Here is a 22,979-nt window from a genome sequence, read left to right as displayed (position 1 = left end):
CCGATTTGCGGTCATCATTACCAGTGGTTACTTTTTTTGGCGGGGTTATCTTCGCCAGAAATGGTCAACCGCATGATTGCGACAGTTTTCATCACCCATCCAGCGCCATAATAGCTGTGTTAATTTACCAAAAATATAGATGGAGCCACATAAACCCCATTCAAAGCATCCTCATCAAAAACATAAAATACTGATTTATAATACATTTATCCAAACCAGTTGATTGAAAAAACGCCACCAAGCCAAACAGTAGATAAAAACATCGCAAGATGACAAAAACAGACCGTTCGCTTTCGGCAGCTACCAAAACACCCATTTAAACAATAATACGCTTGTTTTAAGGGCTGGTTATGGTATCTTGACTGCATCAACCAACAATCTGGGTAGAAGAAAATGAAAGAATTTGTTGTTACTGCCGTCTTTACGGTGTTTTTTACCCTGGTTGCTGTCTCTCTGCCCTCACTGTCACAGTTCTGAGCCGGATAGAGAGACATCAATCCGGAACATCCCTGTCAGGCATGCCTGTTTCATCGCCACTAACTGGCGTTTTTCAGCAGCACTGTCGTGATAGCCAACATAGATATGATTTCTGTACGTTGACGCTGTTTCTTTCGCCACAAGGGTGTAACCAGGATGGTTTAACCACACTCTGTTTGGCCTGATGGAATTTAACCAGCAGCAGATCATATCCGAGGGGAGCCAAGCTCCCCTTTTTGTTGCCCGCCATTCAACCCCCCAGCCGCAGCTACAGGTTGACCGTCTCTACACTCGACATTGTTCCCCAGCCAGAGATACCCATTCACTGCAGCGCAAACCGCCAGCAGCACCTTGCTCACACTTTCCCCCTGATACCTGTCCGGCAGATATAAAAAAGCCCCCACCATCATGGCAGGGGCTCGCGTCACACAGTTTCAGCTCAAAGCTGTTTATCTCAGCGCTGTTTTAGTTCAACTCAACGCTGTCATGCCTTGTTCCAACGCTGTGGGTCATATTCCGGGCTAAAGCGGTCAACAATGACAGCACAGGCCGCATCACCGGTGATATTGAGGGAGGTGCGGATCATGTCAAACAGACGATCCAGCGCAAACAGCAGCGGCAGCCCTTCAATGGGGATCCCGGCCGCCAGCAGCACGGCAACCACCAGGAAGCTGGGGCCCGGCACACCGGCCTGACCGATCGCCCCCAGGGTGGAGGTCACTATGATGGCAGCCCAGGCACCGACACTCAGGTCGATGTTGTAAACCTGCGCAAAGAAGATGGCGACCAGACCGTAATAGATGGCGTTACCGCTCATGTTGATGGTGGCACCCAGCGGCAGCACAAAGGAGGCGGTCGCGTTGGTCACTTTCAGATCATGCTCACAGGTCTCCATGTTGACCGGCAGGGTCGCCATGGAGGAGGCGGTGGAGAAGGCCACGATCTGCGGCTTCTTCATGGCTGAGAGGTACTTCATCACCGGCGTATTGGAAAACGCCATCACCAGCAGCGGATAGACCACAAAGCCGAAGATCAGGATGGCAGCCACGTAGACCACGAACAACTTGAGCACCAGCGTCAGCACGTCGAAGCCATAGGTACCGATGGCTTCAGCCATCAGACCAAACACCCCGAGCGGCGCGATGATCATCACCTTGTTGATCATCCAGACGAAGGCATCCACCAGGGTATTGAGCCCATCGACCAGTGGCTTGGCGCGTTCGCGCGGCTGCTTGGCCAGCGCAATGCCGAGGAACATACAGAACACCAGGATCTGCAGGATGTTCGCCTCGTTAAGCGACTGGAACACGTTGGTGGGGATCATGCCAAGCAGGGTGGCAACCGCATCCGGCAACGCCCCTTTATCGGCGTAGTCACCACTAAACATGGCGGAGGCTGAACCGAAATCGACCCCGACACCGGGTTTGAAGATCTGCCCCATCACCAGCGCCAGCAGCACAGCCAGTGCTGACGTGCCGAGGAAGAAGGCCAGGGTGGCTGCGCCGATCTTGCCAGCCGCCGGGCTAGCACCCAGATTGGCCGCGCCGGAGAGGATGGCAACCGCCACCAGCGGGATCACCAGCATCTTGATCAGCTGGATAAACAGGGTACCGAGCGGTGCAAACACAGTTGCTTGTTCACCCATGAGGGCGCCGACTACTGCGCCCAATACCATGGCTACCACAACCTGGAAGCCGATGTTTTTAATGAGTCCTTTAGTTAACACAATATGTTCCTTTATGTAGCAAAATTCACACTTTCCCAGTGCAATAAACCAAATAGGGGAATGAGCATCGGCTCATTCCCCTATTTGCACGTGTTATCTCACATTTAATAGCTGTTTTAAATCAGCAAGTCGTTAACCTTAACTATTAATAAGTTTGCTAAAAAGTAAAGATTCAACGCGGCCACGGTGATTTTTAGCCCATCCCCCCATGACAACTGGCAAAAGATTGTGCTAGCTTGGCGGCACAAACGTACACACAGGGATGTAAAGATGCTGAAAGTTAACGAATATTTTGACGGAAATGTAAAATCCATCGGTTTCGAACAAAAAGGCGAAAAATCTACCGTTGGGGTGATGAACGCCGGTGACTACCTGTTCAACACCGCCGCCCCCGAGCGGATGACGGTGATCAAGGGCGCACTCACCATTCAGCTGGCTGATGAAGATCAGTGGCACACCTATCACCAGGGTGAATCCTTCCTGGTCGCGGGCCACTCCTCCTTCAAGCTGGAAGTGAAAACCCCCACCGCCTATCTGTGCGAATTTCTCGACTGATCCCGCAGGTTGAAGGGGCAAGTCCCCTTCAACCTGGATGAACACGCCGTCACCACTTTATCTGTGTCCATGTCACAGCACTGCATCTCCCCTCTTTCTATCTACGGCAAAAATCCTAGAATAAACAGACATAAACCATCACCGGATTGATGTCATGATCAGCGTATTTGACCTGTTTTCCATCGGCATTGGCCCCTCCTCTTCCCATACCGTCGGTCCTATGCGGGCCTCTTATGCCTTCGTCCAGCTGCTCCGCCAGCAAGGTCAGCTGCCACACACTGCGCGGGTCGAAGTGGAGTGCTACGGCTCGTTGGGCCAGACCGGAAAAGGGCATGCGACCGGCAAGGCGATCATTCTGGGACTGGCCGGTTTTGAACCGGAATCGGTCGATATCGATGCTATTCCGGATCTGCTGGCCAAGGTGGATAAAGAACAAAGCCTGCTACTGGCCGGTGAACAACCGAGCCACTTCCCCCGCAGCGGGGCCATCATCTTCAACCGCCGCAAGACGCTGGCGGCGCACACCAACGGCATGACCCTGCGCGCCTTTGCCGCCGACAACGTCCTGCTGTTTAGCCAGACCTACTACTCCATCGGGGGCGGCTTCATCATTGAAGAGAGCCACTTCGCCACCGCCAAGGAAGAAGCCATCAAAACAGATGCCGAGCACCCGGTCCCCTACCCGTTTGACAGCGGGGCCCAACTGCTCGCCCACTGCCAGGAGAGCGGCCTCTCTATTTCTGGTCTGATCCTGGCTAACGAACGGGTATTTCGCAGTGATGAACAGATAAAAACAGGGTTGCGCAAGATCTGGCAAGCGATGCAAGGCTGCGTCGAGCGGGGCTGCAAAAGCGAAGGGGTGCTGCCAGGCGGCCTCAAAGTGCTACGCCGCGCGCCGGGGTTGTTCCGCCAGCTCAGCTGCGAGACCAACTTCAACAAGGATCCGCTGATGGTGATGGAGTGGGTCGATCTGTTTGCCCTCGCGGTCAATGAAGAGAACGCCGCCGGTGGCCGGGTGGTCACAGCCCCTACCAATGGGGCGGCCGGGATCATTCCTGCGGTACTGCACTACTACGATCGTTTCGTCCACAAGGTGGATGACGAGATGCTGGTACGCTACTTCCTCACCGCAGCCGCCATCGGCATCTTATATAAGAAGAACGCCTCGCTATCGGGGGCGGAAGTGGGCTGTCAGGGTGAGGTCGGGGTCGCCTGCTCCATGGCCGCCGGGGCACTCACCGAGCTGTTTGGCGGCAGTCCGGCGATGGTCGAGAACGCCGCCGAGATCGGCATGGAGCACAATCTTGGCCTCACCTGCGATCCCATCGGCGGGCTGGTACAGGTGCCCTGCATCGAGCGTAACGCCATGGGGGCAGTCAAGGCGATCAATGCCGCCCGCCTCGCCCTGCGCGGCACCGGCGAGCACAAGGTATCGCTGGATAAGGTGATCAAAACCATGTGGGAGACCGGCAACGACATGAAGACCAAATACAAGGAGACCGCCCGCGGTGGCCTGGCAGTTAACATTACTGAATGTTAAAAAACAGAAACTGACTCCATTTGGTTCCTAAATGCCCGGCATCGCCGGGTATTTTTATGGGTAAACGCTTAACAAAATGGATAAGCAACAAAATTAATTTTATAATCCCGCCTCAGATTCAACAAAAATAGATCTATTTCAACTTTTTTTAGGTCTTGAGCCGTTACACTACGGTTATCTGGTTCTGTGACCTGCGCTGACAAGCGCGTCCCATGGATCTTCCAAATTTCTGTGAGTGGGCATGCCGCCCCCTTCTACCCTGAGGTAATTGTGACATGATCAGCGTTTTTGATATCTTCAAAATCGGTGTAGGCCCCTCTTCTTCCCACACAGTTGGCCCGATGAAAGCGGCCAAGCAGTTTGTTGACGAGCTGCGCGCAGGCGGCAAAATCCGCGAGATCACCCGTATCAAAGTGGATGTTTACGGCTCCCTCTCCTGGACCGGTAAAGGCCACCACACCGACACCGCTATCATCATGGGTCTGGCAGGCAACTTGCCGGAAAACGTCGATATCGATGCGATCCCCGAGTTTATCTCTCGCGTCGAGCAGACCGAGCGTCTGCCGATCGGTCTGCACTGCCACACCGTCAGCTTTCCGCGCAATGCCATGGTGTTCCATGACGAAGCCCTGCCGCTGCACGAAAATGGCATGAAGCTGACTGCTTTCATTGAAGATGAAGCGGTTTACAGCAAGACCTATTACTCCATCGGCGGTGGTTTCATCGTTGACGAAGAGAACTTTGGCAAAGCAGACAGCGGCGACATGTCGGTCCGTTATCCGTTCAAGAGCGCAGCTGAACTGATTGCCCACAGCAGCCAGACCGGTCTCTCCATCTCCGCCCTGATGCTGGAGAACGAGAAGTGCTTCAATACCCCGGAAGAGATCTACAAGAAGTTCGGCAAGATCTGGAACACCATGCGTGAAGGGATCGAGCGCGGCTGCCGCACCGAAGGTGTACTGGCCGGCCCGCTGCGGGTTCCCCGCCGTGCTGCCCCGCTGTTCCGTCAGCTCAGCACCAACGAGAATCTCTCCAACGATCCGATGAACATCATTGACTGGGTCAACATGTTCGCGCTGGCCGTGAGTGAAGAGAACGCGGCCGGTGGCCGTGTGGTCACTGCACCGACCAACGGTGCCGCCGGCATCATCCCGGCCGTGCTGGCCTACTACGACAAGTTCATCCAGCCGGTTGGCCGTGATGAGTACACCCGTTTCTATCTGGCTGCCGGTGCCGTCGGTATTCTCTACAAGATGAATGCTTCCATCTCCGGTGCCGAAGTGGGTTGCCAGGGTGAAGTGGGCGTATCCTGCTCCATGGCCGCTGCCGGTCTGACCGAGCTGATGGGCGGTAGCCCGGAGCACGTCTGTGAAGCCGCCGAGATCGGCATGGAGCATAACCTGGGTCTGACGTGTGATCCGGTTGCCGGTCAGGTACAGGTGCCTTGCATCGAGCGTAACGCCATTGCCGCCATGAAGGCGGTCAACGCCTCCCGCATGGCCCTGCGTCGTACCTCCAAGCCACGTGTATCACTGGACAAGGTCATCGAGACCATGTACATCACCGGCAAGGACATGGACTCCAAGTACCGTGAAACGTCCCGTGGTGGTCTGGCCATCAAAGTGATGCAGGTCTCTTGCGAATAAGGGTTTCCCCTCTTGTTCAAAGCGGGATCGTCGATGATGGCGGCCAGTTAAGGCGCCATTGACCGATCCCCAACAATGAAAAATCCGAAACCTGTTGCAGGGTTTCGGATTTTTTTATGCCTGTCGAACAGGGTCAGGAAGCTAGCCACAGGCGGCCAGCAGTAGGCAAGCGGGCCGGCGATCACTACAATGGCGCTCTTTTGGATGTAACGAGTAATAGACATGGCGGAACTGACTTATCTGGGTGGCTATCCAGATCCCCTCAAAGCCCAGGTACAACAACTGATCAGTGCAGGCAAGCTGGGGGATATGCTGGCCAAACGCTATCCCGATAGCCATCAGGTCCAGAGTGACAAGGCGCTGTTGGCCTACACCATGGAGCTGAAGAACCGCTACCTCAAGAGTTCGGCGCCGTTATCCAAGGTGGTCTTCGATGGCAAGATCAATGTCATCAAGGATGCCCTCGGCCTGCACACCTATATCAGCCGGATCCAGGGCAACAAGCTCAAGGCCAAGAACGAGATCCGCATTGCCGCCCTGTTCAAAGAGGCACCGCCCCCTTTTCTGAAGATGATCGTGGTACACGAGCTGGCCCACATCAAAGAGAAGGATCACAACAAGAGCTTCTATCAGCTCTGCCAGCACATGGAGCCGGACTATCATCAACTGGAGTTTGATCTCAGACTCTGGCTCACCTGGCGCGATATCGACAAGGCCAGCCGCTAGGCTGACAACCGTTTCAAGGAGGAAACATGTCATTTGCCGCCATTCCCTTTAGCACCACGCTACTTACCACCAGGCTATTTATTACCCATATGGGGCGCGCGTCACGCGGGTTACTAGCCCTGCTGCTTCTGCTCGCGGGCCACAGCGCCCGGGCCGATGAGCGCTGGCAGAGCAACAGCTATCTCACCGAGAGCTTTATGGCCATCGCCATGGAGCGGGAGTATGGCGAAGCCAAGCAGACCCGCTTCGCCCGCTGGCAGCAACCGATCCGGTTGCAGCTCATCAACGAGTCGGGGGACAAGCCGCTGCAAGCGGACGTGGTGAAGGTGCAGGCGGCCCATCTGGCCCGCATCACCGGCCACCCCATCAGCATGGTAACCGCAAAGCCCAATCTGACCCTGATCATGACCGACTACAGCAAGATGAAGAGCTGGGCCAACCGCACCATGGGGAACGACCCGTCGGTCAACATTGCCCTCAAGGAGGGACTCTGCCTTGCCAACTTCGCCACCAATCCGCAGCACGAGATCAGCCGTGCCACCATCATCATTCCGGTGGACTACAGCCGGGCCAAGGGGCGCTTTCTAGACTGCGTGGTAGAGGAGTTCACCCAGGTGATGGGGCTGCCCAACGACTCGGACAAGGTGTTCCCCTCCATCTTCAATGACAACAGCATCGACAGCTTTCTGACCGGCCTCGACTATGTGCTGCTCAAGATGGCCTATCACCCGGCCCTCAAGGCAGGGATGAGCAGTGACGAGATCCGCGCGGTACTGCCCATTGCGCTGGCGGATCTGCGCGCCAAGGGGGAGATCCGCGAAGCCAATCGCCGGGTGCAGCAGCAGAGTTTGAAAAGCTGGGCGGGGCAGTGAATACCTCACCTGCCGGTGCTATCAGGCAGCAGTGGCTGCCATCTCCCCAGCCACTGGTTCGCAGTGAGGTTCGAAGCGCAGCACCCGATGGCAAATTTGGCGCAGCAGCGCCTGTTGGTGACTAAAAATCAGGATGCCAAGCCCACGCTGTTCGCACTCGCGCATTAACTCCTGCCAAATATGGCGCTGAATTTGCGGGTCCAGCTGGGCGGTCACCTCATCTGCAATAAGCAGACGAGTGCGGGGATCGAGGGCGCGCAACAGCGCGATGCGGGCCAGCTCACCACCGGAGAGTTGACCGGGTTTACGACCAAGCCATTCAGGCTTGACCATAAAACGGGCCAGCATGGCGTCATCGGGGTGCCACACATCCCACAGCGCCTGCCCTGTGGTGCGATAGGGATTGAAGGTCAGTTCCGGATGCTGGGGCACCAGCTGGATGGGGTTATAACCTTTTACCTGTTCAGGCACCGGCTGCCCATCCAGCCGCATTTCCCCGCTTCCCCGAACCGGTTGCCAGCCCGCCAATACCCGCCCCAGCGTGGTTTTGCCATAACCGCTCGGGGCGGAGATGCCGAGCCGTTCGCCCGCTTTCACCGTCAGCGATAGCTCCTGCCAGAGGGGGCGTTCCCCCTGAGCGATAGTGAGATCCCGTACTTCAAACATCAGGAAACCTCCGGCACAGAGAAGAGCGAGTTGAACTCCGGCAGCGCCTGCCAGTGGGCACGGAGCATCTCGCTCCCCTGTCCCTGTTGTAGGTGGTGGCTGCTCAAGGTGTCGCTCACCTGCCCCTGATGAAGGGCAACAATGCGATCGGCAAACCGCGCCGCCAGCGCCAGATCGTGGGTGACCCAGAGGATGCCGCTGCCCTGATTGGCCAATTCACGCAATTGGCTGAGCAGCAGACAGGCCAGCCCTTCGTCGAGCCAGGCGGTGATTTCGTCCGCCAGAATGTAGCGGGCGCCGCCGAGTGCCGCAGTGCAGGCCAGAATGCGCTTGGCCATGCCGCCGGAGAGTTGACGCGGGTATCTGTCCAGCGTGGTGGCTGGCAACTGGTATCGCAGCAGTTGCTCGCCAAGCCGCTCGCGGGAACCGTTCTGACCACATAGCTTGGCCGCGCGGCCAAGCTGGCGCTCCACTGTCAGCAATGGATTGAGGGCGCTCACCCCCTGCGGCACATAGCAGAGGGTATGGCCACGCAGACGGGCCCGGCTGGCATCACACAAAGGCGTGCCATCGAGGGAGATGGCGCCGCGCATCCGCAGGTTGTCCGGCAGCAGGGTCAGGGCGCTTTGCAGCAGCAGGCTCTTGCCCTCGCCGCTCCCTCCCACTAGTGCCACTATCTCCCCCGGTGCCAGTTGCAGGCTGATATCGGTCAGCAAAGGCTGCCAACTGCGCCGCCCCAACCAGGAGTAGTGGGCCGCCTCTATGGTCACATGGTCAAAACTCAGCATGGTTCACTCCTGTGCCACAGCAGCTGTTGCAAGGCCCGGGTGGCCTGATCAAACAGCAATACCAACAGCAGCAACATCAGCCCCGGGAAGAGGGCCAGCCACCAGCCGCCACCGGCCAGATAACGCAATGCATCGGCCAGCAGCAGGCCAAGGGAGGCCTCGTGGGCCGCCAGACCAAAGCCGAGAAAGCTCAAAGCCGCGCTGTGCAGCACCGCATGGGGAAACATCAGCAAGGTGCCGATAAACCACTGGGGCAACAACCCCGGCAGCAGGTGGGTGCGCCAGCGACGCAGCGCCCCCATCCCCTGACAGCGGGCCAGCACCATGTAGTCGCTGCAGGCGATCCGCCGCGCCTCGGCGCAGAGAATGAGCGCCAGCTTGGGCCAGTGGGTCAGCGCCACCGCCAGAATCACCCCGCGCATGCCGCCTCCCACGGTAAAACAGATAAGGATCAGCAGCAGCATATGGGGCAGCGCCAGCATGGCGTCAATGAGCAGCCGCACCGCCACATCGCATCTGGGATGAATGAGCGATAGGCTTGCCGCCACCATGGCCAGCAGGCCACTACAGAGCGCAGTGCTGATCCCCAGCTCCAGACTGGTGAGGGTGCCCTGAAAGGCCCGCAACCAGAGATCCCGCCCCATCTGATCAGTGCCAAACCAGTGGGCCAGCGAGGGGGGTTGCTGGCGCGCCAGCAGATCCATCGGCACATCCTGATGAGAGAGGCTCCAGCCGTAAGCAGCCAGCAGCGTCAATCCGATCAGGGCAAAACCCAGCCGCACTATGGAGGGTAACGGATTAAACAGCATGCTCACCCTCCCAGCCACGATTGATGCGCGCCAGCAGCAAACTGGCCACAGTGTTGCCAATAAAGACCAGCAAGGTGCAAAAAAGCACTATGCCCATCAGCAAGGGGATGTCGCCCCGCAGCCCCGCATCCACCGTCGCCTGCCCGAGCCCCGGATAAGAGAACACTTTCTCCGCCAACAGCGACCCGCCAATCAACTCACCGAGGGAGGCAAACTGCAGGCAGATCGCCGGGGTCAGGGCGTGGCGCAGCACATGAAAGCGCAACATGGGCCAGCCACCATCCCCTTGGGCGCGGGCGTAGCGGATAAAGTCGCTCTCCAGCACCTCGGCCACCCGCCCTCGGGTATGCAGGGCAATGTTGCCCACTCCGAGCAACGCAAGCGTGGTGACCGGCAGCAACAGATGGCGCAATCGCATCAGCCAGTCAGCCTCATCGGCAGCGAGGCCCGGCGTCCAAGCGCAGCAGACCGGCAACAGCGGCCAGTGCACAGCAAACAGCGCGAGCAACAGCAGACCAACCCAGAAGGTGGGCAGGGAGGCGAGCAGATAGGCAAAGCGGCAAATAAAGCGATCGGGCCAGCGGTTGAGATAGCGACCGGCGCAAAGTCCGAGCAAAATGCCGAAAAAGCCGGAGAGCAGCCAGGCCCCCGCCAGCAGCAGGAAGGAGGCAGCAAAGCGCTGGCCTATCACCTCACCCACAGGCGCGTTGTAGAGCATGGAGTAACCGAGATCCCCCTGCAGCACCTGGGTAAACCAGTGCCAGTAACGCAGCCAGAGCGGCTGATCCAGCCCCCAGCGGGCGGCAATGCGGGCGTACTGCTCGGGCGGCACATGGAGCAGATCGTTACCGATATAGGCCTTGATGGGATCGAGGGGGGAGTAGCTCAGCAGCACAAAGGTGGCGACCGAGACCAGACAGAGCAGCCCTGCCAGACGCAGCAGGGCTTTTAGCAACAGATAACCTGAATGACTCAAGGGCGAACTTAACGGCACGTCCACCGCCAATCCTGCAGGTTGTTGAGGAGGGACCAACTACCGTGAATTTCCGGCGCCCCCTTGCCAAGGTCGATGCAGCTGTTGGCCAGATAGGTGTGCTGCACATTGAGCAGCCAGGCCCAGGCGGCATCCCCCTGTACCCCGGCACCCGTTTTGCCATCCCACTCCACCTGCTGCCAGAACGGCACGGCCGCCTGCCAGTTCGGAGCATCCAGCGCCTGCTTGAGGTGGCCATCCACCACAGGATTGCTGTAGTAGCCCGGGTTGTAGAACTCTACCCCGCCCGAACCGCTCTGGTAGTGGTGATAGAGCTCCATGGGATCCAGACTCCCCCACCCCATCAACACCGGATTGGCGTGCATCTCCCGCTCTACCTGCTCCCAGCTGCCGGACTTGAGGCTCACCTCAAGGCCAATGGGTTTGAGCATGGCGCGCACCGCTTCCGCCAGATCCCGGCGGGTGCTGTCACCGCTGGTGTACCAGAGGGTAATGGCGGCGCGCAGGTCGCCCTTGTGGCGAATGCCGTCACTGCCCATCTTCCAGCCCGCCTCGTCGAGCAGGGCGTTGGCATGGGCCGCATCCCCATCCTTGAAGGCAGTGGCTTTGTTTAGCCAAGGCAAGCCTTCCACCGCGCTGTAAGCGGGGATGGCGTGCCCTTCCAGCAGCTGATCGGCCAGCAGCTTGCGGTCGATGGCGTAGTTGATGGCGCGGCGCACCGCCACATCGGCCGTCACGTCGTTACCGATGGGATAACCCTTGGCGTCCTTTTGACCGGCAGGCGGAATGGGGAAGACGATGCCACGGTTCTCCACGCTCGGCCGAACCCACAGCTTGAGGGAGGCAGGCACGGTGGGCGCCAGCGATGGGGGAATGCGCACCAGATCGAGCTGGCTGCTCTGGGCGGCGGCATAGGCGCTCTCTTCATCGATAAAGACAAACACCAGCCGTTTGAAATCATTGTTACCACCGGCGTAATAGGGGTTCGCCTCCACCACCAGTTGCTGACCGGGCAGGAAGCTCACCAGCCGGTAAGGGCCTGCGCCGACTGGTTTTTGGGCGTACGCTTTTGCGTCGTAATCCCTCTTCGACACGATACCGAGGGAGCCCAGCACATTAACGAACGTGCTCTGGGGAGCGCTCAGGGTGATGGCAACCTCGGTAGGCGAGACCACCTTGGCCGAGACAAAGTTGCCCATGTCGATCTTGCCGCCGCCCTTGGCCGCGCTGTTGTAGGTAAAGGCGACGTCTTCGGCGGTGAGCGGTGCGCCGTTGGAGAATTTCAGATCAGGCTTGAGGGTAATCCGCCACCCCTTGCCGTCCTGGTTCGGGGTCACCGATTGGGTGAGCAGATCCTGCCAGCCGAGATCGGCGTTTTGTTTAAGCAGCGGGCTGTGCAGCAGCAGGTAGCTGCCGTGACTCCAGCCGAGCAGAGGGTCAAACCCTTCGGTGGGCTCGGCGCCGATTGCAAGCTTGAGTTCGGCAGGCACAGGTTGGGCGGCGGCCAGCGCAGTATGAGAGGCGGTGCCCAGCAGCAGAGTCAACAGGGCGGCAGCACTGGGGCCGACGTAATGGCGAAGGCAATTGCGTGGAATCGTCATGGGGATCCTTTTTATGGTTCCACTCACTCTTTATCTCTGAAAGAAGAGGTTGAATGCGTGCTGGTAAATGCGAGTGAGGGGCCAAAGTGGCCCCCTATTCTAAACTTGATTTCGCGTGAAACCTAGCGACTATGCCGGTTGGCCACGTCGGGCACCAAATAGCCGTCTGCGCCCCAGATCCACACCGCCAGCCCCTTGCTGCACCGGCAAGGAGAGCAGCATCTTGAGGGTGCTGCTCACCAGTGAGCGCCCCTGCTCGGCCCCGAGATGGGGTTCGAGCGGCGACATCAGGGAGCTGGCCAGCAACTGCCCTGTCTCGGGCAGTTCACCCACCATAAAGGTCATGTTGCCGCAGGGGAGCTGCAGGGCTAGCCGATCGCTGCTGCTGCGCACCGGCCACAGTTGATCTGGCCCTGGCAACACCACCACGCTCAGCATCCAGGGGGTCAGCACGCAGCCGAGCCACTGCTCTTCAAACAGCACGCACTCCGCAACTATGGGCATGGTGGCGTGATAGAAGGGCAGCCCTTGCATCTCCTCCCGGGCGATCCGCTCATACTGGGCTACCAGTAACGGCGCAGGATTGGTGGCAAAACCCGAAACCTCCTGCCCGCGTTCCTGCATGGCATCTGCCTCGCTTAAATGGGACTGCGCCATAAGCCCTCCTGCTCCTGTTTGGCCCGCTCGGCGTCGGAGAGTGCAATGGCGGGGGCGCCAACACTGGCCAGCAGGGTCAAAATCCGATCCGTCGCCTCCCCCATGGCGGCTGCCACCACTGGGGTGAGGCCGATGCGCGGTTCGAGGGATTCGGGTTCGACCCCGATCAGAGTGAGCCGCTTGGGCGACTCCCCCGTCATATGCAGCGCTGAGAGCACATCCGCCAGCCCAAGCTGATGGGGGGAGATCTTGCGGCCAAACAGGATCGGGATCTCCTCATCTTTCAGGGTCACCACTGTGCCCGGTGGATTACCGCTGCGCACCGCATCCGCCAGAATGATGTGGTCGCGACTGGCCATGGCTTCCAGCAGCTCCATACCGGCGGTGCCGCCGTCCAGCAGCTCGATGCCGGGGGCAAAACGGTATTCGCGCCCCAGCGCCTCGACGATGCGCACACCGACGGCCTCGTCGCTCAGCAAGAGGTTGCCCACGCCCAGGATCAGGGTGTTCATCACAGCACCTTCACCTGAGTCACTTCGCCATTTTGGGTATCCACCACGTGGACCGCGCAGGACATGCAGGGGTCGAACGAGTGGATGGTACGCACCACTTCCAGCGGTTTGGCGGGATCCGCCACCGGGGTGCCCACCAGCGCCTGCTCATAGGGGCCGGGCTCGTCATTGAAGTTGCGTGGGCCCGAGTTCCAGGTCGATGGCACCACCGCCTGATAGTTCTCGATCTTGCCACCCTTGATCACGATCCAGTGGGAGAGCATGCCGCGCGGCGCCTCTTCAAAGCCCACCCCGCGAAACTCTTTATCTGCCGGGATCTCGGCCTTGATGTAGGCGGTGGTATCCCCCTTGCCGATGTTGTCCACCAGCGCCTTCCACTGGTGCGCCAGGGTATCTTTCAGCACGCAGCAGCGCACCGCGCGGCCAATGATGCGGCCCATGGTGGAGTGCAGCTGTTCGGTCTTGATGGCCGAGCCGGTGAGCGCTTTATAAATGCCGTTCAACTGGTCGAAGTGCGCCACCGTCTCCGGGTGTTTGGCGGCCAGTTTGACCAAGAGGTCTGCGAGCGGCCCCACCTCCACCACCTTGCCGTAGAAGGTGGGGGATTTGACCCAGGAGTATTTGCCATCATCCTGCCAGCCGGTGTAGTTGGGCTCGGTTTTCCCCTCCCACGGCTTGAGGGGCTCGTCATCCTTGTACCAGGCGTGCTTGTTGCTCTCGGCGATGCCGTCCATCAGCCAGCCATCCTGATGGCTCTCGATGGGGCGATAACCCGCCAGATTGCCATTCTCGATATAGCCACCCGGCATCAGGAAGCTGCCGCCGTTGGCGTCGGTGGGGAGCTCGGGCACGCTCAGGTAGTGCTTGGCCCCCTGCCCCAGACTCAGCCACTCGGGGTAGTGCGCGGCGATGATGGCGGCATCCACCTTGTAGACCTGCTCGATAAACTCGCCGAGCCGGTCGATAAAGCTCTTCACATAGAGCAGCCGCTCGAGGTTGAGCACACTCGGCGCATCCAGATTGATGGGGTTTGCTACCCCGCCCACCGCCAGGTTCTGAATGTGCGGGGTCTTGCCACCCAGAATGGCGACGATGCGGTTGGCATCGCGCTGGCATTCCAGTGCCTGCAGGTAGTGGGCCACGGCGATGAGGTTTACCTCCGGGCTCAGCTTCATCTCCTTGTGGCCCCAGTAGCCATTGGCAAAGATGCCGAGCTGGCCACTGGCCACCAAAGCGCGGATCTTATCTTGCACCTTGGTCAACTCTTCGGCGCTGTTGAGGGACCAGGTAGAGACCCCCTTGAGGATATCCGCCGCTTTTTGCGGATTGGCCTGCAGCGCCGCCGTGATATCCACCCAGTCCAGCGCCGAGAGCTGGTAGAAGTGGACGATGTGATCGTGGATGTTGTGGGCCGCGATGATGAGGTTGCGGATGAACTGGGCATTGACCGGCACCTTGGCACCGATGGCGTTCTCCACCGCCCGCACCGAGGCGATGGCGTGAATGGAGGTACATACCCCGCAGATACGCTGCACAATCATCCAGGCATCCCGTGGGTCTTGCCCTTTGACAATCTCCTCCATCCCGCGCCACATGGTGCCGGACGACCAGGCCTTGGTGACTATGCCGCCTTCGATCTCGCAGTCGATACGCAGGTGCCCCTCAATGCGGGTGATGGGGTCTATGGTGATACGTTGGCTCATACGTTGGCTTTCCCTCGGGCCTGATAATCTTGGTGAACACGTTCAAGTGATGGCAGTACCGGCAAGAGCCGGATCAACAGCAAATAGGCACACACCTCGATGGCGACGAAGCCCAGGGAGATCAGCACCTCCTCCGCGGAGGGGAAGTAGTGGTAGCCATTGCCGGGGTTGAAGGCGAGCAGGGAGTAATCCAGTCGCCAGAGGGCTGCGCCCAGCAGCATGCTGAGGGCCCCCAGGAACAACATGCGCGAATCCCGGCGGCTCTTGTCCCAGTGGAACACCAGCAACGGGAAGATCATCAGCGCAATCTCGCTCCAGAACATGATGGAAAAGCGATTGAGATCGGAGAGGTACTCCGACTTGTCATTGATGACGATCTCGGCAAAGCGCAGCGCCACAAACAGGATCAGGAAGATGTCGATCACCTGGGTCAGCTTGTAGAAGAGCGACTTCTCGTTGGGGCCCCGCCCCGCCAGTCCCGCCTGTACCAAAGAGCCCTCAAACACCACGATGGAAAAGCCCATGATGAATGCGGTCAGCAAGGAGAAGACCGGCAGCAGCTCGTAGCTTTGCCAGAGCGGATGGATCTTCTCCCCCGCCACTATCATCAGGGAGCCCATGGAGGACTGGTGCATGGTGGGCAGCAGGGCCCCCAGCGCCAGCACGAAGAACATGATCTTGTTGAGGCGAATGAGTGACGCCTTCCAGCCAAACTTTTCCAGCAGCACGGGCGCGAACTCCAGCGCCATCACCCCGATATAGATGGTCATGCAGACCGCCGTCTCGAACAGCACCGAGGAGGTGTTGAAGTGGCCGGGCAGGTAGAAGTACGGCAGGTTCCAGTAACGCCCCACGTCGATGGTGATGGAGAGACCACCGAGCGAGTAGCCGAACAGGCTCGCCAGCAGGGCTGGCCGCACCAGCGGGTGATACTCGCCGCGGTTGAACACATAGACCGCCCAGGCCAGCGCCCAGCCGCCACAGGCGAAACCGGTGCCGATCAGCAGGTCAAAGGAGATCCACAGCCCCCAGGGATAGCCGCCGTTGAGATCGGTGACCGAGCCCAGACCGAAGACGAGACGTTTGAGGATCAGCATGCCGCACAGCACGGCAAAAGGTGCCAGCACCAGCACCGGCCAGCTGACCAGCTTGCCGCCGAGGGGATGAGCTTTATGGTTACTCATGATCCTTGCCTCCCTTTGTTGCGTCCTGATCCTTGATCTGCGCACTCCCCTGATCATGATCATCGTCATGATGGTGATCGTGACCGTTCTTCTTGGTATTGCGGCGGATCAGCACCGAGAGGCCGGTCAGCACCACCATGGGTAGCACCATCCCCTTGTAGAGGGTGTGCTGGATATGCTCGGAGCGGGCACCGGAGGAGAGCTCCGGCAGATCGGGCATGTCGAGCTTGGTATAGGGCACCCCGGCCAGCACCAGCACCTGAGTGCCGCCCCCCTCCTTCTCGCCATAGACGTAAGGCTGGTAGTTGGGCACCTCGTGCAGGTAAGGATCGTTGGCGCTGAAGGTCTGGCGCGGATAGGCATATTCACTGCCAGGGCTCGCCAGCAGGCGGCGCTTGGCCTCGGCCATCAGCTCCTCGCGGGTGCCGAAAATCACGGCGCCGGTGGGGCACACCTCGACACAGCCAGGCAGTTTGCCCTGATCAATCCGCTCAAGCCCTTTCTGGTTGCAGAGCTCGCACTTGTGGATCGCCCCCAGCGGGTTGTCGTAGTCATACTTGGGCACATCGAACGGGCAGCCCACCATGCAGTAGCGGCAGCCGGTGCAGACGCTTGGGTCGTAGTGAACGATGCCGGTCTTGGGATCTTTTTTTAGGGCCTGCACCGGACAGACCGAGACGCAGTTGGGATCGACGCAGTGCATGCACTGCTTCTTGATGTAGGCGTAGCCATCCACCAGCTGATCCTTATGCTCACCCGTGCCGCTCTTCCACACCTGAATGATGTTGTTGGTGTAGGGGGTCAGCTTGTCGTTGGTGGACCAGGTCTGTGCTCCCTCCGGATTGGACGGGTTGCCGTTGAGACGCTGACACTCCGCCACACAGGCCTGACAGCCGACGCAGAGTGTGGAGTCATACAACATGCCGAGCGACCCGGGAATGGGCGGTTTGTTCTTTGCCGCCGCCATGGCAGTGCCGGGCACGGCAGCCCCTGCCGCCAGTGCACTGGCAGAGGCGAATTTGAGGAAATTGCGTCTGTTCACGGTTACTCCTCCCGTGATGGGTGCTGCCCGGCTTCGTGGCGCTTCTGCTGGCGACCGAGTTCACGCACCGTCATCAGACTCACACCTACCAGCACCCCGAGGGCGCCACCGATCAGGCCGGTCGCGGTGGGCGAGGTATAGCCCCCCTCCTGGATCTTCACATCGGGTTTATCCACCCGCGGGGTCGGGTTCTCTACCTTGGCGAGCTGGAAGATCCCCTTGCTAAAACCGACCCCCTGCTCGTTGCAGCCATAGCAGGGGTGGCCGATGCCGACCGGCCAGATGCCGCCGCCCACATCGCAGAACTCCAGGGTCGAGCAGTTGCCGTAGGTCTCCGGCCCCTTGCAGCCCAGATGGTAGAGGCACCAGCCCTGACGATGGCCCTCATCGCCAAACTCCTTGGCAAAACGGCCAGCGTCGAAGTGCGGACGACGCTCGCAGTTCTCATGGATCAGACGCTCGTAGGCAAACAGCGGACGTTTCTTGCTATCCAGCGCTGGCAGCTTGCCGTAAGTGATGTAGTAGGCAACCGTGGTGAGGAAGTTGTGGGGATTGGGCGGGCAACCCGGGATATTGATGATCGGGGTGCCGATATTACCGAGGGCCTCTTCCAGGCTGACGGCGCCGGTCGGGTTGCTACCGCTGGCAGGCACACCGCCCCAGGCGGAGCAGGAGCCGATGGCGATGACAGCAGCCGCATCGGCGGCGGCACGGCGAATATGGTCGACGATGGGCTCACCGGCCACCATGCAGTAGACGCCACCATCTTTCAGTGGAATGGAGCCATCCACCACTAGCAGATACTTGCCTTTATAGCGCTTGATGGCGTTGTGCTTGTTCTCTTCCGCCTGATGACCAAAAGCCGCCGAGAGCACCTCGTGGTACTCCAGCGAAATGGTATTGAGGATCAGGTTCTCGATGGTGGGGTGTGTAGCGCGCAGCAGTGACTCGGTACAACCGGTACACTCCTGCGCCCCAATCCAGATCACCGGCGGCCGCTCGGGGCTGGTGAGCGCGGTGGCCATCTTGGCGACGGCATTCTGACTTAATCCCAGGGTTGCGGCCATCCCGGCACACAATTTCATAAAATCACGGCGATTAATCCCATGAGCCGATAAAAAATTATCCTCGACCATTCTTCTTATTCCCGTAGTGAGCACTTGTTTGGTAAATGCTTAATAGCGGAAATGCTAAGGACTCACCCCCCCTGCAGTATTGATCTCTATCAATTTCGACAGGCTTACCCCTATTTTCGAGGCGAGCTACATCACAAATAAAATCATTTACCCCTAAAGAGATACCAACTAACGCATAAATTTAATGAATTTAATTGGATGCAAAATAATTAATCGCACAACAGACCAATCTTTACCAAATGGTTAAATTAATATGGGCGGCGACTTGGGTACATTCTTAATTTCACAAACCGGATACGCCGCCATAAATGCTCCGCTGGATATATCTTCATGCACCCAGCCGCATATTTTTGTCATCCACGTTGCTGCCCCCTATCAGACTGGATGCTTGGCTCCCTTGCCTGATGCGCCTTCACCGGCAGCACTGGCAGCACTGGCGGGTAGCGGGTAGCGGGTCAGGCTTGCGTCAGGCCCATTGCGCTCCCCTTGTTGGCACCTACCACGCTATCAATGGAAAAATAGCCCCTACAACCGCCCTGCTTATCCGATGGGAAAAATTTTCTCAAATGGCGAAATTTACGCACAAAGATGAATGGTGATTCACATTCAAAAGACGTTCCCAAAAACGTCGGCACCGCGCTATTAACATATTGGCAATGTCGCAATTGTTGATGAGTTGTTCGTTAATATACAAGTTACATTGTTAAACAGCACAATATTTACCTTAACGTCACCTCACGTAATTAACCAACACGTAAATGGATATAAACACACCACGATAATGATAAAAGCTCTTATTCAATGGCCATGCTGGAATATTTATACATCCCTCATCATGGCAAGATGATAATAGTAGCCATCCGAAGGTTCGCTCTGACATAACGATAGCATCACCACTATTCTGCAGATGAGTGACGTCCTGATGAGTTCAACTCGACCTTGCCAATGGCCAGCACCGCCAAGCTGACGCGGTAATCAATACCTCCTGCTCGAGCCACCGAGCCTGACTCCTCAGCACATCCAGCCAAGGGAGCGCTTCCGTTCCCCCTTCATCATCAACCAACGGCAGCGCACGCCAAGGGATCTTGCCACTGCCAGCGGTGAAGGAGCCCACAGGTCGGGCGTAATGACCCAGATAGGGCCGCAGATCGCAAGGTAGCCAGAGCAGCGCTGGACGATCAAGGTCGCGCGCCAGCTCGATAGCGATATCAATACCCCGTTGATCGAGATCGCCAAAGTGAGCCCACTGCACCCCCTGCGGCAATAGCGGGATAAGCCGTTTAGCAAGGGTGGTATTACGCCCGGGGGCAAACAGCAGCAGTTGCCCGGGCTGGAGCGGGTAGTCAACAAAGGCGCCCTTGTTCTCCACCGTGATGACCTGATGCCCTTGCCACCAGATGGCCGCCAGGGTGGCCAGCGCCCGTTCAGGCAAGGCCAGCTCACCCAGTAGCGTTATCACCGCTGTCATATCCTGAGGTTGACCATGCTGATCGACCAATGAGAGCGGATCCAGCGTGCGCAGACGGATCACCTCATCCTGCGTCAAGGTCATATTCGCACACTGTGGGCTGGCGTTGTCCCCGACGCGCGGATGTTTGCTATCCCCGTGCCAGAGCGCATGAAAGCTGGCCTGATTGAGCTGTGACGGCAACGCTATCCCCAGGCTTTGCAACTGCTCTCCCTTGTCCGGTTCGGGGGGCTGCACCTGCGCCAACTGTCCGATCAGATAAGCGCGTCCCGCCTCCGTCAATACATGACGGGCACTGCGACCGACCGGCCTTACCCCGCCCACCGCCTGCAGCAGGGCCTGCAACTCGTGGCCATGCTTGCTATTGAACGAACAACCCTTCGCATCCTGGCTATCGAGCCGCCGGACACACAATTCCTGTACCCGGACTTCATCAAACAGCGACATTCTCACCTCCCCATACGGCTTCATATGACGAAGTAGAGGTGATTTTCCCTGTCATTACTGTGACCGGCTTCGCAAGCGGTTCTCATCAGCCCCACCATGCCCGGCCCGTTACTGGTAAACCCGCCACAAACAGCGCAAGCTGGTTTGATAGAGAGATACGCCGCCAATGTACGGCACGGGCCGACAACGCGATACCCGCTTTCACAAGGGCTTCCCATGACCCAGTCGACAGACAAACCACAACCCTCCTCGTGGCATGTTTCGGATCTCCGCGAGCTGGCGCAGTTGCTCACCCTGGCCCTGCCCGCCGCAGTACAGATGACCGAAGCTGTGCATCAAGCGATATTGAGCGGCATGGGGTTTAAGGGGCGAGACAAAGGGAAGACTGGGGGGATCACCGGGCTGGTTTACAAAGGTGTGCATGGGGCGGCCAACACCTTGAGCCATGGCATTAATGGGCTGCTGACGCACCTGCCGCCGACCCCGCCGTTGCACCACATTCCCGAGACCCCCAAACGCGCCGCTCTGATCGCCACCCTCAACGGGATAATGGGGGACAAGCTGGTCGAGAGCGACAACGCCCTCGCCACCCCCATGACCCTGCGCTATCAAGACAAGCCTCTTGATTGGCAGGCGATGCCCGCAGATCTTCCCCCCGAAGGACGGGTACTGTTGATGGTGCATGGCCTGTGCATGAATGATCTGCAGTGGCAAACCCGCTATCAGGACCAGCCCGTCAATCATGGGGAAAATCTGGCTAATACCCTTGGTTATGTGCCCCTCTATCTGCGCTACAACTCGGGGCTGCCCATTGCCCAAAATGGCCAACAGCTGGCCCTGTTGCTGGAACAGTTGACCAACCACTGGCCGGGGCAACTCAAGGAGATCAGCGTGCTGGGCTACAGCATGGGGGGACTGGTTGCCCGCAGCGCTTGTCATTATGCCAACCACGGTGATCTCGCCTGGCCCGCACACCTGCGCAACCTGCTCTTTATCGGCACCCCCCACCATGGTGCGCCGCTGGAACATGCAGGCCATTGGCTAGAGCAACTGTTGCCCGCTACCACTTACACCGAGCCCTTTGTCAGGCTGGCAAGGGTGCGCAGCATCGGGATCAAGGATCTGCGCCACGGCAAGGTGATCGAGCCGCTCGCAGCGCCCGTCCACCCTACGCACTTGCGAGATCCGCGCACACCACTACCCCTGCCTGCCGGGGTGAACTGCTTTGCCATCGCGGCCACCACCGCCGCCAAACGCAGTCTGCTGGCAGACAGATTGATTGGCGATGGGCTGGTCCCCTTGCGTAGCGCCCTCGGCCAGCACAACGAGGCTCGCCACCAGCTGACCTTCCCCCCTTCTCATACCATGATTGCCTACCGCACCAGCCATATGGCCCTGCTCGCCAGCCCGCAAGTGGGCCAACAACTGCTGCAATGGCTTGCCCCGCATAAGGCATAAGGGTCGGCCTACCAACAAGGATTCGGCGACACCGCTAATTCGTCCGCCATGGGGCGACGCTAATGGCATCATGAATGTGGCAACCGGTGGACACAACGCCGAAAAGTACCATGCCGGCCTGCAGATCTTCCCACCGCAGTGTCACTGATCTGTCTGAATTCTCGACGGCCTGGTATATCGTCACCCCAGCGAAAACTGTCTATTAATACAACAGAGTGCTGGCCCAGAGCGGGCGCCTGTGGCAGGCTGGGTTGTCGAAGGACAGACCACCATGACACCTTGTGTGTCCCCATAGCAAAGGAGCGCCACCTATGGCCAAAGTGAACAAAAAAGAGATCAAGAAGAAGATCGCCGCACGTCTTGAGAAAATTGCCAAACATGAAGGCAAGATCAAGAAACTGAAAAAAGCCCTGAAATAGCAGCTGAACATACCTCAATAAGAAAAACCGCCAGCGTGAAGTGAGCCCGATATGTTGGCCACCTTAAGCTGGCGGTTTTGCACATCAGTGGCCTGGGTTAACCAGATTACGGCTCCCCCCCAAAACCCGGTTCAACCCGATTATCCTGCTTTTTGCTCTAACGGCGCCATTCGGGCTCCGCGTATGGCCTTGCCAGCAGCTACCTTCAACAGAGTGTTTGATATGAGCCAGCAGTGGAGCGCCATATGTACTCTTACACCCTCACCTTCAAAGAAGATGTCGATCGCCTGACCACCCCGGAGCAGGAGATCACCCTGCAGAGCCCCGCCATGACGGGCGACTTTATTATCCTCTCCGACGGTAGCCGTCATCAGGTGATGTTCGTCACCCATCGCTCTCACTACAGCAGCCTCTATCTTGATAAAGGGGTCAGAATACCGCAGGGGTAACTACATCGATCCGGTCGATCTCGTCAATAATGGCCGCTCACCCCGGCGCCACAGGTGCTGGCTGCCTTCGCAAAGGGCTCTTATAAATCCCGCCACGTCACCCA

Annotated in this window: 20 protein-coding genes; 7 read left to right on the top strand and 13 right to left on the bottom strand. The window is 58.6% G+C overall.

Annotation, left to right across the window (positions count from 1 at the left end; all coding sequences use genetic code 11):
* Positions 1–961: 961 nt before the first annotated feature.
* Positions 962–2,203: a dicarboxylate/amino acid:cation symporter gene (locus tag BN1135_RS13375; RefSeq protein WP_082186799.1), complete on the bottom strand. Its 1,242-nt coding sequence runs from the start codon at positions 2,201–2,203 to the stop codon at positions 962–964.
* A 270-nt stretch (positions 2,204–2,473) separates the two neighbouring features.
* Here BN1135_RS13375 and ppnP point away from each other — a divergent pair, with 270 nt between their 5' ends.
* From ppnP to BN1135_RS13350, 5 genes are all read left to right on the top strand, one after another.
* On the top strand, positions 2,474–2,758 hold the full coding sequence (ppnP, locus tag BN1135_RS13370; protein WP_042021852.1) for a pyrimidine/purine nucleoside phosphorylase: 285 nt from the start codon (positions 2,474–2,476) through the stop codon (positions 2,756–2,758).
* A 154-nt stretch (positions 2,759–2,912) separates the two neighbouring features.
* Positions 2,913–4,298 (top strand): L-serine ammonia-lyase, encoded by a 1,386-nt coding sequence (locus BN1135_RS13365; RefSeq protein WP_042021850.1) that lies wholly within the window; start codon positions 2,913–2,915, stop codon positions 4,296–4,298.
* Between the two features lie 275 nt (positions 4,299–4,573).
* Positions 4,574–5,944: an L-serine ammonia-lyase gene (locus BN1135_RS13360; protein WP_042021848.1), complete on the top strand. Its 1,371-nt coding sequence runs from the start codon at positions 4,574–4,576 to the stop codon at positions 5,942–5,944.
* 222 nt (positions 5,945–6,166) lie between these two features.
* Complete coding sequence (locus tag BN1135_RS13355) at positions 6,167–6,670, top strand: M48 family metallopeptidase (RefSeq protein WP_042021847.1); 504 nt, start codon at positions 6,167–6,169, stop codon at positions 6,668–6,670.
* Between the two features lie 26 nt (positions 6,671–6,696).
* Positions 6,697–7,542 (top strand): DUF2927 domain-containing protein, encoded by an 846-nt coding sequence (locus BN1135_RS13350; RefSeq protein WP_042021846.1) that lies wholly within the window; start codon positions 6,697–6,699, stop codon positions 7,540–7,542.
* A 21-nt stretch (positions 7,543–7,563) separates the two neighbouring features.
* Here the strand turns inward: BN1135_RS13350 and BN1135_RS13345 are convergent, their stop codons facing one another.
* The 12 genes from BN1135_RS13345 to BN1135_RS13290 all read right to left on the bottom strand — a co-directional run bounded on the left by BN1135_RS13345 (position 7,564) and on the right by BN1135_RS13290 (position 20,549).
* Positions 7,564–8,208 (bottom strand): ATP-binding cassette domain-containing protein, encoded by a 645-nt coding sequence (locus tag BN1135_RS13345; RefSeq protein WP_042021845.1) that lies wholly within the window; start codon positions 8,206–8,208, stop codon positions 7,564–7,566.
* Complete coding sequence (locus tag BN1135_RS13340) at positions 8,208–8,996, bottom strand: ATP-binding cassette domain-containing protein (protein ID WP_042021844.1); 789 nt, start codon at positions 8,994–8,996, stop codon at positions 8,208–8,210. Before BN1135_RS13340 ends, BN1135_RS13345 begins: the two co-directional genes overlap by 1 nt.
* The gene (locus BN1135_RS13335) at positions 8,990–9,805 is read right to left on the bottom strand and encodes an ABC transporter permease (RefSeq protein WP_042021843.1); all 816 of its coding nucleotides are present in this window, start codon (positions 9,803–9,805) and stop codon (positions 8,990–8,992) included. Before BN1135_RS13335 ends, BN1135_RS13340 begins: the two co-directional genes overlap by 7 nt.
* On the bottom strand, positions 9,795–10,805 hold the full coding sequence (locus BN1135_RS13330; protein ID WP_042021842.1) for an ABC transporter permease: 1,011 nt from the start codon (positions 10,803–10,805) through the stop codon (positions 9,795–9,797). Before BN1135_RS13330 ends, BN1135_RS13335 begins: the two co-directional genes overlap by 11 nt.
* Positions 10,790–12,400 (bottom strand): ABC transporter substrate-binding protein, encoded by a 1,611-nt coding sequence (locus tag BN1135_RS13325; protein ID WP_042021841.1) that lies wholly within the window; start codon positions 12,398–12,400, stop codon positions 10,790–10,792. The genes BN1135_RS13330 and BN1135_RS13325 overlap by 16 nt, the downstream gene beginning before the upstream one ends.
* Positions 12,401–12,529: 129 nt before the next feature.
* Positions 12,530–13,057, bottom strand: coding sequence for a hydrogenase-2 assembly chaperone (gene hybE / locus BN1135_RS13320; RefSeq protein WP_042021840.1), 528 nt, complete (start codon positions 13,055–13,057; stop codon positions 12,530–12,532).
* Positions 13,039–13,569 carry a HyaD/HybD family hydrogenase maturation endopeptidase gene (locus tag BN1135_RS13315; RefSeq protein ID WP_042021839.1) on the bottom strand — a complete coding sequence of 177 codons (531 nt, stop codon included), beginning with the start codon at positions 13,567–13,569 and terminating at the stop codon, positions 13,039–13,041. Before BN1135_RS13315 ends, hybE begins: the two co-directional genes overlap by 19 nt.
* A complete protein-coding gene (hybC, locus tag BN1135_RS13310; RefSeq protein ID WP_042021838.1) occupies positions 13,569–15,272 on the bottom strand; it encodes a hydrogenase 2 large subunit in 1,704 nt (567 codons plus the stop codon). Before hybC ends, BN1135_RS13315 begins: the two co-directional genes overlap by 1 nt.
* Complete coding sequence (gene hybB / locus BN1135_RS13305; RefSeq protein ID WP_042021836.1) at positions 15,269–16,456, bottom strand: Ni/Fe-hydrogenase cytochrome b subunit; 1,188 nt, start codon at positions 16,454–16,456, stop codon at positions 15,269–15,271. The genes hybC and hybB overlap by 4 nt, the downstream gene beginning before the upstream one ends.
* Positions 16,449–17,498, bottom strand: coding sequence for a hydrogenase 2 operon protein HybA (hybA, locus tag BN1135_RS13300; RefSeq protein ID WP_042021833.1), 1,050 nt, complete (start codon positions 17,496–17,498; stop codon positions 16,449–16,451). Before hybA ends, hybB begins: the two co-directional genes overlap by 8 nt.
* Positions 17,499–17,500: 2 nt before the next feature.
* On the bottom strand, positions 17,501–18,634 hold the full coding sequence (gene hybO / locus BN1135_RS13295; RefSeq protein ID WP_042021830.1) for a hydrogenase 2 small subunit: 1,134 nt from the start codon (positions 18,632–18,634) through the stop codon (positions 17,501–17,503).
* A gap of 928 nt (positions 18,635–19,562) precedes the next feature.
* Positions 19,563–20,549: a Wadjet anti-phage system protein JetD domain-containing protein gene (locus tag BN1135_RS13290; RefSeq protein ID WP_042021828.1), complete on the bottom strand. Its 987-nt coding sequence runs from the start codon at positions 20,547–20,549 to the stop codon at positions 19,563–19,565.
* A gap of 216 nt (positions 20,550–20,765) precedes the next feature.
* Here BN1135_RS13290 and BN1135_RS13285 point away from each other — a divergent pair, with 216 nt between their 5' ends.
* Positions 20,766–22,007 (top strand): lipase family alpha/beta hydrolase, encoded by a 1,242-nt coding sequence (locus BN1135_RS13285; protein ID WP_042021826.1) that lies wholly within the window; start codon positions 20,766–20,768, stop codon positions 22,005–22,007.
* Positions 22,008–22,671: 664 nt separating this feature from the next.
* The gene (locus BN1135_RS13280; protein ID WP_042021824.1) at positions 22,672–22,875 is read left to right on the top strand and encodes a hypothetical protein; all 204 of its coding nucleotides are present in this window, start codon (positions 22,672–22,674) and stop codon (positions 22,873–22,875) included.
* Positions 22,876–22,979 lie beyond the last annotated feature (104 nt).

The organism is Aeromonas sobria (assembly GCF_000820145.1).
GTDB lineage: Bacteria > Pseudomonadota > Gammaproteobacteria > Enterobacterales > Aeromonadaceae > Aeromonas > Aeromonas sobria.
Note: the sequence above shows the minus strand (reverse complement) of the source record. Positions and strands in the feature narration are given on the sequence as shown.